The 13700-nt window shown below is 71.4% G+C and carries 12 protein-coding genes and 2 pseudogenes; 8 read left to right on the plus strand and 6 right to left on the minus strand.

The features are described from left to right. Window positions 1-14: 14 nt before the first annotated feature. Both EPL04_RS00755 and EPL04_RS00760 read left to right on the plus strand, forming a co-directional pair. Window positions 15-569 carry a DUF7857 domain-containing protein gene (locus tag EPL04_RS00755; RefSeq protein WP_134668516.1) on the plus strand — a complete coding sequence of 185 codons (555 nt, stop codon included), beginning with the start codon at window positions 15-17 and terminating at the stop codon, window positions 567-569. Next, on the plus strand, window positions 566-1234 hold the full coding sequence (locus EPL04_RS00760; RefSeq protein ID WP_134668518.1) for a MinD/ParA family ATP-binding protein: 669 nt from the start codon (window positions 566-568) through the stop codon (window positions 1232-1234). The genes EPL04_RS00755 and EPL04_RS00760 overlap by 4 nt, the downstream gene beginning before the upstream one ends. Here the strand turns inward: EPL04_RS00760 and EPL04_RS00765 are convergent. Continuing rightward, a pseudogene (locus EPL04_RS00765) lies at window positions 1224-2095 on the minus strand (transcription initiation factor IIB). The gene EPL04_RS00760 and the pseudogene EPL04_RS00765 overlap by 11 nt on opposite strands. A gap of 150 nt (window positions 2096-2245) precedes the next feature. Here EPL04_RS00765 and EPL04_RS19505 point away from each other — a divergent pair. Then, window positions 2246-2614 (plus strand): annotated as a pseudogene (locus EPL04_RS19505) (DUF7858 family protein); the annotation flags it as partial. Window positions 2615-2777: 163 nt separating this feature from the next. Here EPL04_RS19505 and EPL04_RS00775 read toward each other — a convergent pair. After that, window positions 2778-3554, minus strand: a complete 777-nt coding sequence (locus EPL04_RS00775; protein ID WP_134668520.1) for a ParA family protein — start codon at window positions 3552-3554, stop codon at window positions 2778-2780. A 323-nt stretch (window positions 3555-3877) separates the two neighbouring features. On the opposite strand from EPL04_RS00775, the gene EPL04_RS00780 reads away from it, so the two are divergent. From EPL04_RS00780 to EPL04_RS00800, 5 genes are all read left to right on the plus strand, one after another. Continuing rightward, window positions 3878-5335, plus strand: a complete 1458-nt coding sequence (locus tag EPL04_RS00780) for an aryl-sulfate sulfotransferase (protein WP_134668521.1) — start codon at window positions 3878-3880, stop codon at window positions 5333-5335. Window positions 5336-5435: 100 nt separating this feature from the next. After that, window positions 5436-6743, plus strand: a complete 1308-nt coding sequence (locus tag EPL04_RS00785; protein WP_134668523.1) for an MFS transporter — start codon at window positions 5436-5438, stop codon at window positions 6741-6743. 62 nt (window positions 6744-6805) lie between these two features. Further along, window positions 6806-7861: a S66 family peptidase gene (locus tag EPL04_RS00790; RefSeq protein ID WP_134668524.1), complete on the plus strand. Its 1056-nt coding sequence runs from the start codon at window positions 6806-6808 to the stop codon at window positions 7859-7861. Window positions 7862-7918: 57 nt separating this feature from the next. Then, on the plus strand, window positions 7919-8476 hold the full coding sequence (locus tag EPL04_RS00795) for a hypothetical protein (RefSeq protein ID WP_134668526.1): 558 nt from the start codon (window positions 7919-7921) through the stop codon (window positions 8474-8476). A gap of 80 nt (window positions 8477-8556) precedes the next feature. Next, window positions 8557-9753, plus strand: a complete 1197-nt coding sequence (locus tag EPL04_RS00800) for an MFS transporter (protein WP_134668528.1) — start codon at window positions 8557-8559, stop codon at window positions 9751-9753. 14 nt (window positions 9754-9767) lie between these two features. Here the strand turns inward: EPL04_RS00800 and EPL04_RS00805 are convergent, their stop codons facing one another. The 4 genes from EPL04_RS00805 to EPL04_RS00820 form a co-directional block, all read right to left on the minus strand. Next, entirely contained in the window at window positions 9768-10595 is an 828-nt protein-coding gene (locus EPL04_RS00805; RefSeq protein ID WP_167599384.1) for a ZIP family metal transporter, read from the minus strand. A gap of 123 nt (window positions 10596-10718) precedes the next feature. Next, window positions 10719-11735: a metal ABC transporter permease gene (locus EPL04_RS00810; RefSeq protein ID WP_134668532.1), complete on the minus strand. Its 1017-nt coding sequence runs from the start codon at window positions 11733-11735 to the stop codon at window positions 10719-10721. After that, on the minus strand, window positions 11732-12514 hold the full coding sequence (locus EPL04_RS00815; RefSeq protein ID WP_134668533.1) for a metal ABC transporter ATP-binding protein: 783 nt from the start codon (window positions 12512-12514) through the stop codon (window positions 11732-11734). Before EPL04_RS00815 ends, EPL04_RS00810 begins: the two co-directional genes overlap by 4 nt. Further along, entirely contained in the window at window positions 12511-13584 is a 1074-nt protein-coding gene (locus tag EPL04_RS00820) for a metal ABC transporter substrate-binding protein (RefSeq protein ID WP_134668535.1), read from the minus strand. The genes EPL04_RS00815 and EPL04_RS00820 overlap by 4 nt, the downstream gene beginning before the upstream one ends. Between the last annotated feature and the right edge of the window lie 116 nt (window positions 13585-13700).

A 13700-nucleotide genomic window follows, 5' to 3' on the forward strand; every position in this document is an offset into this window, starting at 1 on the left:
GCCGAACCCGCCCTATGGTGGATCTCGACTGGCGCGTCGAAGCGCAGGCGGGGGTCTCGCTCGTGGAACTGATGGTGCACAATCCCGGCCGAACCGCTCGACGGGTCCGGGTCGCGAATCGGCTCGACGGCGCGGTATGGCCGCCCAGACGCGAGGGCGTGGCCGCGGCCGGCTGGGACGACGGCGGCTTCGAGGGGGTCGTCGCGGCCGGCGGTCGTCGAGCGCTCGGCTACGCGAGCCCCGCGGCCCCGACCGAGCCCCCGGCGGAGGTCGTCTGGACCGAGCGCGCCGGCGTCGCCGAGCCCGCCGATCGGTCGGCCCTCCGCGCGACGCCCGACGGAGTGGTGCGCACGCTCGGTGCGGCTCGTCCGCCGGCGGACGCCGTCCCGCGGCCGACCGAGCCCGACCAGGTTCCGGACGCCGTCGAGTCGTGGCTCGGCGCGCTCGACGACCGATCGACCGCGCCGACGGCCGCCGAGCGCGAGGCCCTCGAAGCGGTGGCGCGCCGCGCCGGAGCGCTCGCCGACCGCTCGGCCGACGAGCGATCGTCTCCGGGGGACTCGCGGTGATCCTCGCGATCGCGGGCGGGAAAGGCGGGGTGGGAAAGTCGACGGTGTCGCTGAACCTCGGCGCGGAACTCGACGCGGTCGTGGTCGACGCCGACCTCTCGATGGCCGACCTACCGACTGCGCGCGGTCCTGATCTCCACGACGTGCTGGCCGGCCGCGCCGACCCGGTCGAGGCGGTTCGGGAGGACGGTCCGGTCGACCTGCTCCCGTGCGGTCGCACGCTCGCCGGCGCCCGGGCGGGCGAGGTGGCGGCGCTCGCCTCGGCGCTCGACGCCGTCGAGTCGATCTACGATCGCGTGGTCGTCGACTGTCCCGCGGGGATGGCCGCCGACGTGGGCGTGCCGCTGTTGGCGGCCGACGCCGCGGTGCTCGTCACCTCTTCCCGCGAGTTTGCGCTCGCCGACGCGGTCCGGACTCGGGCGCTCGCCCGGGAGCTCGACGCCGGGCTGGCGGCGGTCGCGCTCAACCGGACCGGTCGGGAGCCGCCGACCGAGACGCTCCGTCGCGCGCTCGGCGCGCGGGTCGTGGCGGTCCCGGACGACGGGCGCGTCCGGCGGGCTCAGCGGCAGGGTCGTCCGGTCGCGTCGCTCGCGCCCGACAGCCGACCGGCGGCCCGATTCGTCGCGCTCGCAGAAACAGTCCGGACCGGAACGCTCACTCGGTGAGATCCTCGTAGGTCGACCGGAGCGTGACCGGCGTCACGTCGGCGACGTCGGCGGCGTCCGCCTGGGTCAGCCGCGGCCCTCGCTCGCGGGCCGCGGTGTAGAGACACGCCGCGGCGACCCCGCTGGGATCCCGACCGCTGAGGAGGTTCCGCTCCGCGCTCGCTCGACCAGCTCGGCCGCCCGGGTCTCGACGGCCTGCGGGAGGTCGAGCCGGCTGGCGAACCGCGGCAGGTACTCGCGCGGGTCGATGGGGCCGGTCGGTAGCCCCAGCTCGCGGTTGAGCGCGTCGTAGGCGGCCTTGAGCTCGTTTCGGCTCGCGCGGGCGACTTCGAGGATCTCGTCGAGCGTGCGCGAGACCGCGGCGGTCCGACAGGTCGCGTACACCGCGGCCGACGCGAACCCCTCCAGCGACCGGCCTCGCAGGAGGTCCTCAGACTGGGCGGACTCGAACAGGACGCAGGCCCGATCGCGGACGTCGTCCGAGAGTTGGAGCGCGCTGACGAGCCGCCGGATCTCGGTGAACGCGTACACCTGATTGCGCTCGGACTTCGAGGAGATGCGGGCCCGGCCGTGTTCGCGGCGCATCCGGGCGACCTGTCGGCGCTTTCGCCCCGTCAGCCGGAGGTCGCTCCCGTGACCGATCTCGGTCGTCAGCCCGCGGTCGTGGCGCGACCGGGTGAGGGGCGCGCCGGTCCGCTCTTTCTCGGTGTCGTCGTCCGCGAACGAGCGCCACTCGGGCCCTCGGTCGATGCGGTCCTCGGCGACCACAAGCCCGCAGTCGGCACAGACGGTCTCGTCGCCGTCGGGGGTCAGTCGGCCGTCGCACTCGGGACACGTCGTCGAAGCGTGTGCTTTGCTCATCACACTCCAAACTTCGTTCCGATCCGTATTTAAACGAAGGAGCGAACGCCGCCGAAAGACGCGTCGCGGCGCGACGAACGTACCGATTACCGGTAGCTTCCTCCCCGACGCGGACAATAATTACAAAATTATAAAAGAAATTTTAAGTGGATGTGGCGGGCAGTTTCGGACGTGACGCTCTCGGAGATCGCAGACGGACTCGAAGTGACCGCCCAACAGCGCGACCGCGGGGTCGCGACGGTCGACGCCACCGGCGACCTCCGGGGGAGACTCGATGCGTTCGCCGACGAGTTGCCCTGCGACGCCGCGTCGGCCGCGACCGTCGTCGAGGGGCATCTCGCCGGCCGATCGGTCGGCGAGAGCGCGCGATCGGCGGGTATCGCCCCGGTGACCGCGGCCAAGGTCCTCCACCTGCTCGGCTGTGAGGGCGTCTCGCCGCTGACGCCGCGCGCACACGATGTCGTCGCGGACTGGCTGTCGGCGGAGCTCTCGCGCGCCGACGCGAAGGCGCTGACCGGCGCCTCCGAGACAGAGTTCGCGCTGGCGGCGTTCGTCGAGACCCACGAGTCGCTCGACGGGCCCGGGCGGTCGTCGAGGGCGCGCGTCGGACGGCCGACGGCGACGCGCTCGAAGAGGCCCGGAGCGAACTGGCCGATCTGGTCTGACCGGCGGGCCGGCGCTTTTACCGATCCGACACGGAGTCGGGCAACAGCGACCCCGCATCGACGTCGAGCAGACCGCTCTCTGCGAATTCGAGATCGAGAGTCGTCTCGAACACCGCCTGCGCGGCGTCGGCGACCGCCGGCGCGAACCCGGCTTCGGGATCGGGCGCGCTGGCGGGGACCGCCTCGACGCCCGTCGCATCGCTCTCGGGGACCGCGGCGTCGGCGCTCCGGAGCGGGTGGTCGGAATTCGCGCGGTTCGCGACGACGGCGTCGACGCTCGCGCCGACGTCCGCGACTCGGCCCCGGGCGCGCTGGACCGCGTCGACGCCCCGTTCGCTGGCGGGCGCGACGATGGCGACCCGATCGGCGGCGGTCACCGCCGCGACGCTCTGGTTGCCCGCGACCGGCGGGGCGTCCACGAGGACGTGATCGAACCTCTCGGCGGCGTCGGCGATCCGCTCCTCGAAGCGGCGGGCCGCCTCGACGGTCTTGGCCCGCGCCGCCCGCTCGAAGGGCGCTCTCGCCGGACAGAGCTCGAGCCGTCCGGGAAGGTCGGCGCTCGCGCCGTGGTCGGTCAATCCGTCGGCGAGCGGTCGGTCGTCGGTCACCACCGCCGTCGCGTCCGGCTCGACGCGGCCGGGGACGTGGCGAGCGAGCCCTTCGGTGGCGAACGCGGCGTCGAGGACCGCAACCTCGCGACCGTCGCGTGCGAGCGTCGCGCCGAGTTCGATCGCGAGCCGAGTCGTCCCCGCCCCGCCGGTCGCGCCGACGAGCGTGCAGGTGCTTGAACTCATTAATTTATACTCTGTTCTAATAGCATAAAATACTCCCTTTCCGGATCGGCGATCGACAGCGATAGCCCGTTCGTCTCGCTGATTTAGCAGGAGTCGGTCGGAGACGACTTCGTCGCGTCCCGCCACTCGGCGGTCCGAGACGTGTCCTGCGTGGAACTGCGCCCCTGACTCCGGCGAGAACGTATTTACTCGGCGACGGTGTACAAGCGGCCATGACAGCCCGTCCCGCCGCCGCGACCGCTCTCCGGCGGCCGTCCGTACGGTCTCGCGATCGCCCCCGCCGAGCGACCCCACCGGTCCGATCGGGGACGTACTGCTGACCGATGGCGGACTCGAAACGCGGGGTTCGGATCGCCTTCCTCGCGCTCCTCGCGCTCTCGGTCGCGGCCGTCGGGTACGGCGTGGCGACGTCGTGGACGGAGACGACCTTCGAGTCGCACCTCTCGGACGACGGCGAGGTGAACCGAACCGCCGCGGTCGCCCCCGAGGCCGACGCCATTACAGTCATCGCCACCGACTCGAACTCCTGGCGGGGGCAGGCCAGCGACGGCCCGCGAGCGCGGGCCGAACTCGTCGCCCTGAACCCCGACGGGACGGTTCGGTACTACGACGACAGCCACACCCGCTACTGGGACGTCGATCCGGTCCGGGGGACCGAGACGACCGTCGAGTACTCGTACGCCGACCACCGCGACGCCGAGTCGTGTCCCGCGGCCGACGAGTGGACGCCGAGCGACTACGCCGTCGACGAGCAGACGTGGGACGACTACTTCGAGGTCCACGGCGAGGTCGGCGCCTGCACGTACAACGGCGTCGAACGCGTCAACCTCACGACCGGCGAGGTCGAGGACGTCTGGGGGCAACTCACCCCCGGCAAGGAGGCCTCGCGGTACCACGACGTCGACCGGCTCAACGACACCCACCTCGTGGTCGCGGACATCTACCTCGACGGGGTGTTCGCCGTGAACGTCTCCTCGGGCGAGATCGCGTGGCGCTGGAACGCCTCGGACGCGTTCGACCCCGAGACCACCGGCGGGCCGTTCCCCGACGACTGGTCGCACATCAACGACGTCGAGGTCCTCGACGACGGCCGGATCATGGTGAGCGGTCGCAACTTCGACCGCGTGGTGTTTCTGACCGCCGACGACCACACTCTCGACGCCGACTGGACGCTCGGAAGCGAGGACGACTACGAGGTCATCTACGAGCAACACAACCCCGACTTCATCAACGGCTCGAACGGCGGGCCCGCGGTCGTCGTCGCCGACAGCGAGAACAACCGCGCGATCGAGTACCGGCGGGCGGGAAATGACTGGACCCGATCGTGGGTGTGGCGCGACGCCCGGATGCAGTGGGTTCGGGACGCCGATCGCCTCCCGAACGGGCACACGCTCCTCTCGGACTCGAACGGCAACCGCGTGTTCGAGGTCGACGAGACCGGCGAGATCGTCTGGAGCCTCAACGTCGGATTCCCCTACGAGGCCGAGCGACTCGGCACCGGCGACGAGTCGACGGGCGGGCCGAGCGCTCGCTCGGCCGGCGTCGACTCGCGGGCCGGGACGCTCGTCGATCGGTTCTGGATCGCCGCGAAAAGCGTGATCCCGGGCAAGTACCTGAACGGGCTGATGTACGTCACGCCGGTCTGGATGGGCGTCCCGGAGGTGTTCGCGACCGCGTTCGGCGTCGTCGTCGGCCTCGTCTGGCTCGGGGTCGAGGCGCGGTGGTTCGTCGGCCGGCGGCGGTCGGCGGCCGCCGGCGACGGCGCGATCGACCACGAGTAGTCCCCTCGGTCGGTCGACCGTCGTGTGAGGCCGACCCGATCGGCGAACGCCCGACCCGGGGCAAATCCTATCGGGCGGCCGTCCGAACGTCCGACCGACAATGGCGACGGACGACGAGGCGATCGGCGTCGGCGACCAGTTCCGGCGGTTCCTCGCGCTCGAGTCCGACGTGTTGATCCTGTCGGTGGCGATGTTCGCGTTCAGCCTCGGCTTTCAGATGACCGGCCGCTACCTCCCCGAGTACATGGCGGTTCTCGGCGCGACGCCGTTCGTGATCGGGCTCTACGGGACGTTCGGCAACGTCATCAGCGCCGTCTACCCGTACCCGGGCGGCGCCTTCTCGGATCGGGTCGGCTCGCGGTACGCGCTGGCGCTGTTCGGCCTCCTCTCGACGCTCGGGTTCGCGGTCTGGCTCGCGGCCCCGCTGATCGGGACGGTCGAGGTCGCCGGGCTGGCGGTCGAGCCGTGGCTCTGGATCTTCGTCGGACTGGTGCTGGCACAGGCCTGGAAGTCGTTCGGGCTCGGCGCGACCTTCGCCATCGTCAAGCAGAGCGTGTCCGAGGACCGACTCGCGCGCGGGTTCGCCGGCACCGAGACGTTCCGCCGGACCGCGTTCCTGCTCGGCCCGCTTGTGGCGTCCGGGCTGGTGTTCGTCGGCGGCGGCGACCTCCTCCCGGGGTTCTACTACGTGCTCGGTATCGCGGTCGCGTTCGGCGCGGTCGCGACGACCGTCCAGCACGTCCGCTACGATGCCGGCGAGGACACGTTCGGCGCGGAGTTCGAGGGGCTCGCGCGGGTCGCCCGCGACCTCAGGGCGCTCCCCGACGAACTCCGCCCGCTGCTGGTCGGGGACACGCTGGTCCGGTTCGCAAACGGGATGGTGTACACGTTCTTCGTGATCGTCATCACGCGGTTTCTGGAGGTCGACGTCACCCTGTTGGGCTACTACCTGAGCCCCACGGTCTTTTTCGGCGTCCTGCTCGGGGTCGAGATGGTGGTCGCGCTACTGGTGATGGCGCCCGCGGCCCGGATCGCCGAGACGCTCGGGCTGAAGCCCGTGGTGGCGCTCGGGTTCGCCGTCTACGCGGTGTTCCCGGCGCTTTTGATCTTCGCGCCCGACAGTCCGCTCGCCGTGGCGCTGTTGTTCGCGTTCTCGGGCCTGCGGTTCGCGGGACTGCCCTCCCACAAGGCGCTCATCGTCGGCCCGGCCGAGCGCGACACCGGCGGCCGGGTCACCGGCGCGTACTACCTCGTTCGCAACACCCTCGTCGTCCCGAGCGCCGCGCTCGGCGGCGCGCTCTGGGACTTCGTGAGCCCCGAGGTCGCGTTCACCCTCGCGACCGTCGTCGGCCTCCTCGGGACCGGCTACTTCCTCGCGTACGGCCGGGAGTTCGACGCCTACGCCTGAGATGCGGTATCACTCGTCGAGCGCCCCAAACGCATACGACGCCCGACACCCAACGCACGGCCATGACCGATTTCGTCGTCCCGCCCGCGCTCGACCGCGGCGACCGGGTCGCGATCGTCTCGCCCGGCTCGGGCGCGGCCGCCGAGTACCCCCATGTCTACGAGCTCGGCCTCGAACGGCTCCGGAACGTCTTCGACCTCGCCCCCGTCGAGTACCCGACCGCGACCGCCGACGGCGAGTACCTCTACGACCACCCCGAAGCGCGCGCCCGGGACGTGATGGACGCGTTCGAGGATCCCGAGATCGCCGGCGTCGTCACCACCATCGGCGGGTTCGACCAGATCCGGATCCTCGAGCACCTCGACCCCGAGGTGCTCCGGGCGAACCCCACGCGGTTCTACGGCATCAGCGACAACACCAACCTCGCGCTCTTCCTCTGGAACCTCGGGATCGTCTCGTTTTACGGCGGGACGGTGCTGACCGACCTCGCGATGCAGGGGTCGATGCACGACCACACCGTCGAGTACCTCGAACGCGCGTTCTTCGCCGACGAGATCGGCGAGCTCCGGCCCGCAGATCGGTTCACCGACGAGGACCTCGACTGGGCCGACCCCGCGAATCTCGACGAGCGCCGGGAGATGGAGCCCGCGCCCGGCTGGCGGTTCCGCGGCCCCGAGCGGCCCGTCGCGGGCCGGACGTGGGGCGGGTGTCTCTCGATCGTCGACCAGCAACTCCGGACCGACCGCTACCTCCCCGCGCCCGAGGACCTCGACGGGCGGATCCTACTGCTGGAGACCTCCGAGGAGTTGCCGTCCGCGATGCGCGTCCGCCAAGTCCTGCTCGGGATGGGCGAGCGCGGCCTGCTCGACCGCTTCGACGGCGTCCTCGTCGGCCGGGCGAAGGCCCGCAACCCCTTCGAGGACCCCGGTCCCGAGGCCCGGACGGCGTACCGTGAGGACCAGCGCGAGGCGATCGCGGACGTCCTCGCCGAGTACAACCCCGAGGCGCCGGTCGTCTTCGACGTGGAGTTCGGCCACACCGCGCCCGCCGTGCCGGTGCCGGTCGGCGGCCGCGCCGAGATCGATCCGGCGGCCGGCCGCATCGCGTTCGAGCGATAGCCCCGGCCGGGTCGATGGCGCGGCATTGAAACTCCCCGACCGTCTCGTGGCACACGCATGCCCGACTCCACCTCCGACGACGCGTTCTCGGCGCGCGAGGGCTTTCGGCCGTTCCGCGACCGCGACCGGCGCTCGCAGGTCGCGGTCGTCGCCGGCGGGGTTCTGGTCTGGGCGGCGGCCTACGCGCTCGTCGTGACGGCGCTGGGCGACGGACTCGCGACCGCCGAGGCCACCGAGGCGGTCCGCGCGCGCCGGACCGCGGCCGCCGGGGCGGGCGCGGCGACCGGACTGTACTTCGGCGCCCTCTGGACGCGCGCCCACGGCGGGCCGTTGCTCACGCCGCTGTACCTCCTCGCGGTCCAGTTTCTCGTCCCGGCGCGGGCCTACTCGCTGGGGGCGGCGCCGCCCGAGAGTCTGGTCTCGACCGCCGACTCCGCGCTCGTGCTCGTGTTCGCCGACCCGCAGTGGATCCTCGATCGGGCGGTCACGGTGGCGCCCGGGCCGGTCGTCTTCGCGGTGGTGCTCGCGGTCTGGGCCCAGTCGCTGGGTCCGGGCGAGGAGGCGTCGTTCGTCGAGCGCCGCTTCCCCGAGTCGTGGCGCCGGCTCCGGGAGTAGCTGATCGGGGCGAGTCCCGGCGACCGTCCGACTCCGCCGAGACTAAGACTGCTCGGCCCCCAGTTTCGAACGTCTCTCCCGTGAGTGCTATCAGACGCGATCGGCGGACGCTCGCGGCGGTGGTGTTCGCCGTCCTGCTGGCGCAGGTGTTGCTGTACCCCGGCGTCTCCGACCTCGTGGCCGCGGTCGGCGCGACCACGACCCTCGACGCGAGCATGTGGTTTCTCGCGGCGGAGTTCGCGGCGTTCGTCGCGTTCGCGGGGGTCTGGGGCGCGGCAAGCGACGGCGTCGGCCGGCGAGCGCCGCTGGTGGTCGCGGGCGCGCTCGGGGGCGCGGTCGGGTACGTCGCGCTCGCGGCGCTCCCGAGCGCGCTCTCGCTGTCGTTTCCCGCGGTGCTCGGGCTCCGGGTCCTGCAGGGGGCGACCACCATCGGCGCGTTCTCGCTGGCGATGACGATGCTGATGGACTTAGACGGCGGTCACGGCCGGAACATGGGCGCGGCGGGCATCGCCATCGGTCTCGGGACCGCGATCGGCGCGCCGCTCGGCGGCCAGCTCTACGGCCTCGGGCCGCTGGTCCCGCTGTACGTCGCCGCCGGCCTGCTCGTCTGTGCGGGGGCGCTCGCTCTCGGGCTCCCCGACCGCGCGCCCGGCGACGGCCGCGAGGGCCGCGTTCGGCGGGCGATCGCGACCCTCCGGGCGCGACCGGCCCTCGGGGTCCCGTACTGCTTCGGGTTCATCAACCGGTTCACCGCGGGCTTCTTCGCGCTCGTCGGCACGGTGTACTTCCGGGAGGCGTTCGGCCTCGACGCCGCCGCCACCGGCGTGATGCTCGGGCTGTTTTTCGCGCCGTTCGCGTTGCTTCAGTACCCGTTCGGCGTGCTCTCGGACCGGGTGGGCCGGACGGCGCCTATCGTCGCGGGGTCGGCGGTGTACGGGCTCGCGGTGGTCGGCGTCGGCCTCGCGCCGACCGTCCCGACCGCGGGCGCGGGCATGGTCGCGGTCGGCGTCATCGGCGCGCTGATGGCGCCCGCGACGATGGCGCTGGTCTCGGACCTCTCGCCGGCCGACGGCCGCGGGACCGCGATGGCGGGGTTCAACGTCTTCGGGAGTCTGGGCTTTCTGGCGGGCATCGTGGTCGGCGGGACGGTCGCCGACGAGTTCGGGTTCTTCGCGGCGTTCCTCGCGGCGGGGGCGCTCGAAACCGCCGTCGCGCTCGTGTCGATCCCGGCGTTCCTCCGGCTCGACGCCGACGGCGACCGGGCCGCGTTCGGGTAGCCGGGCGTCGCCGGTCACCCGAGCGCGATGTCGAGATAGAGCATCACGATCGTGCCGAAGATCGTCCCGAGCGTCGCGACCCGCTCGTTGCCCCCCGCGTGGGTCTCGGGCACGATCTCGTCGCTGATGACAAACAGCATCGCGCCCGCCGCGAATCCCATCGCGTAGGGCAACAGCACCGAGACGGTCCCGACGGCGTACGCGCCGAGCACGGCCAGCGGGACCTCGACGACCCCCGACCGGAGCCCGGTGAACGCGGCGTAGAACCGCCGGTTCAGCCCGGCGTTGACCGCGGCCACCGACACCGCGAACCCCTCGGGGATGTTCTGGATGCCGATCGCGAGCATCAGCGGGACGGCGGTGCCGAGGTCGCCGCTCCCGAACCCAACGCCGACCGCCAACCCCTCGGGCATGTTGTGGAGCGTGATCGCGAGTACGAACAGCACGACGCCCGCGACCCGCTCGTCGTCGACCGGGAGGTCCTCGCTCGGACTCGCGGCGTCGGTCCGGCGTCCCCCCGACAGCAGGTAGTGGGCGTGGGGGACGAGCGCGTCCGACCGGTCCAGAAACAGCGCCCCGAGCGCGACGCCGGCGAGGACAGGGATCGGGTTCCCGTTCGAGTAGGTCTCGATGCCGGGGATGATGAGGCTCGTGAAGCTCGCGGCGAGCATCACGCCCGCCGCGAACCCGAGCGCGCCGTCCATCGACCGTTGTGAGGGGTTCCGCCAGACGAAGATCAGCGACGCCCCCAAGAGGTTGAGTCCCGCGATGACGAGCCCGCCGACGAGCCCGTTGAGTACCGGATCCGCGCCGAACAGCCGTCCGAGCTGTTCGACTACCACCCGTGCCACCCGCGTCGGTTCGATCTCATCGGTGTCCGACCGCAACGATACGTCCCGGGGCCTTGAAAGTTCAGTCCGTCCGGCGTCGCCGACCCGCCTCGCGCCGGGGCGACCGCTCGGGGGTCAGTCCGAGGGTGCCTCTGCGCTCTCGCCGTCGATGGCGCCGAGTTCCGGGGTCGTCTCCTCGCCGAGCGCGGTCTGGAGCCTGCCGAGCGCGACGGCCACGACGTAGATCGCGACCGCCACCAGTACGATGACCGGGCCGCCGGTCGCCCCGCCGTAGTAGGCGGCGCCGATCCCGATCAGCACCGCCAGTTCGGCGAGCGCGACCGAGACGAAGATCGACTCGGTGAAGCTCCGCGAGAGCTGGGTCGCCCCCGCGACCGGGACGACAAGCATCGCGGCGACGAGGATCACGCCCATGATCTGCATCGCACCGACCACCACCAGCGCGGTCAGCATCACCATGACGCGGTTGTACCACTCGACCGAGATGCCAGAGACCGCCGCCGCCGTCTCGTCGAAGGTCACGTACAGCAGTTGGTTGCGCGTCATCGCGACCGTCGCGACGATGACGACGAACAGCGCGAGCAGGACCACGGCGTCCGACGGCGACACCGTCGAGAGGTTCCCGAACAGGTACTGATTGACCCCGACCGCGAGCCCGCCGGCGTTGATGCTGATGAGCGTCGAGCCGAGCGCGAACCCCGTCGAGAGGACGATCGCCATCGAGACGTCGTTGTACGCGTCGGTCGCTTCCGAGATGAGTTCGATGAGCAGCGCCGCGACCACCGCGACCACCACCGCGGTGAGGTACGGCGACACGCCGAAGTCGAACGCGGCGTTGAGAAAGAGCCCGATCGCGACCCCCGCGAACGCGGTGTGAGCGAGCGCGTCGCCGATCAGCGCCAGCTGGCGGTGGACCAGAAAAGTCCCGATCAGCGGGGCCATCACGCCGATGCACAGCCCCATCAGGATCGCCCGGTGCATGAACCGGTAGGTCGGGTCGAGCATTTCCAGTCCGGTGAGGTAATACAGCTGGGTCAGGAGTCCGTACCAGAGTTCGAGGAGCCAGTAGGCCGGCGCGACCGCGGCGTCGACGAGTCCTGCCTGGAGCGGGACCGCGAGCGTCTCGATCATCGGCGCTCACCCACGAGCCCCGCCGCCGTGCCGAACGCCCGAGCGAGCGCGTCGCTCTCGACGAACGCCGCGGTCGGCCCGTCGAAGTACACCTCGCGGTTGAGACAGACCACGCGCTCGGCGTGGTCGGTGACCGCGGTCAGGTCGTGTTCGATGAGCACCACCGTGATGCCGTCGTCGTTGAGCGCCGCGAGCAGGTCGTAGAACGCCTCGACGGACTCGGCGTCGACACCGACGGTCGGCTCGTCGAGCACGAGGAGGTCGGCCTCGCCAGCCAGCGCCCGCGCGATGAACGCCCGCTGGCGCTGGCCCCCCGACAGCCGGGTCACCCGCCGGTCGGCGAACGCCGCCATGCCCACCGTCGCGAGCGCGTCGTCGACGATCTCCCAGTCGCGCTTCGAGAGCCGACCGAACCCGACGTGCGGGAATCGTCCCATCTTCACGACCTCCCGGACGGTGATCGGCATCTCGTCGGACGCGCCGGCTCGCTGGGCGACGTAGCCGACCCGCTCGCCCGCGTCGAACCGGTGGGCTGGCTCGCCGAACAGCCGAGCGTCGCCCTCGTCTGGCCGGACCAGCCCGAGCGCGAGCTTCAGGAGCGTCGACTTCCCCGAGCCGTTCGGTCCGACGACCGCGACGTACTCGCCGGGGTCGATCCGGATCGAGACGTCTTCGACGACCGGCGTCGCGGTGTAGCCGAACGCGACGTCGGCGAGCTCGACGATCGGCTCGGCGGCCTCGGTTTCGACGCCCGCCCCGGAATGGGTCGGAGCGCTCATTCGAAGTTCCTCCACTCCGCGGCCCACCCGTCCGGACCGGCCGTCTCGGGCGACTCGTTCCCGAGCGCGACCTCGAAGGTGGGCATGTTGACGTTGTCGGCGATCTCCTCGTAGCCCCACGCCTGTTCGACCCACTCCTCGCGGACGCCCGCGTACGGCGTGACCGGGAAGTACGCCTCGACGGCGGTCTCCCGGACGAGCTGTTTCGCCGGGCGCCGGGTCTCGAACACCGCGGCGCCGATGTACTCGATGTCGTTGTCGTCGATGACCGCCTTCGCCTCGGTGACGTCCGAGGGCTTGACGTCGCCGCTCGCCGCGAGGTTGACCACCAGCGGTCGCATCCGGATGCCGTACCGGGCACCGACGTACTGAAAGGCGTTGTGGGCGGCCAACTGGACAACGTCGCGGTCGGCGGCGTCGAAGATCGCGCGGTAGTCCCGGTCGATCCGATCGAGGACGTCGGTCTTGTACGCCTCGGCGTTCCCGCGGAGCGTCGACTCGTGGCCGGGCGCGAGGTCGACGAACCCCTCGGCGATGTTGTCGACCGACTGCTTCGCACGCCGGGGGTCGAGCCAGAAGTGGGGGTCCTTTCCGCGGTTCTCGCCGATCCCCTCTTCCTCGGGATCGAGGCTGGCCGCGAGATCGACCAGTTCGACGCCTTCCCGGACGTTGATCAGCGTCGTGTCGACGCCGTCGCCTTCCAGCGTCTCGATCGCGCGGTCGGCCCACGGCTGGAAGTCGGGCCCGACGTGGACGAAGGCGTCTGCGTCGATGATGTCTTGGGTGATCCGGGCGTTGGGCTCCCAGCCGTGGCCGTGGAGCCCCGCCGGGACCAGGTTCCGGACGGCGATCGGGGTGTCGCGTGCAATCTTCCGGGCGAAGTCGTAGAAGCTGAAAAACGAGACGACCGCGACGGGACCGTCCGAACCGGCCGCGGTCGTCGTGGGTCGGTCGGCGCTCGCGCCGCTGAGACAGCCTGCGAGGCCGGCGCCGACGAGGCCGGCGCCCGCCGAAAGCGCTCGGCGGCGCGAGAGGTCGCGAGCCGTCTCCGGCCCGTCGATGTCGTTCATGGCTACCGAACCGGACCACGCCAAACAAAATAATACCTTCGGTCTAATATAGGATTTAGACTAGTCTAATTTTTAGAAGCCGGGGCACCGGCGGCTGTCGGGCGTCGATCCGCGGC

The sequence above is a fragment of the Halorussus marinus genome (assembly GCF_004521895.1).
GTDB lineage: Archaea > Halobacteriota > Halobacteria > Halobacteriales > Haladaptataceae > Halorussus > Halorussus marinus.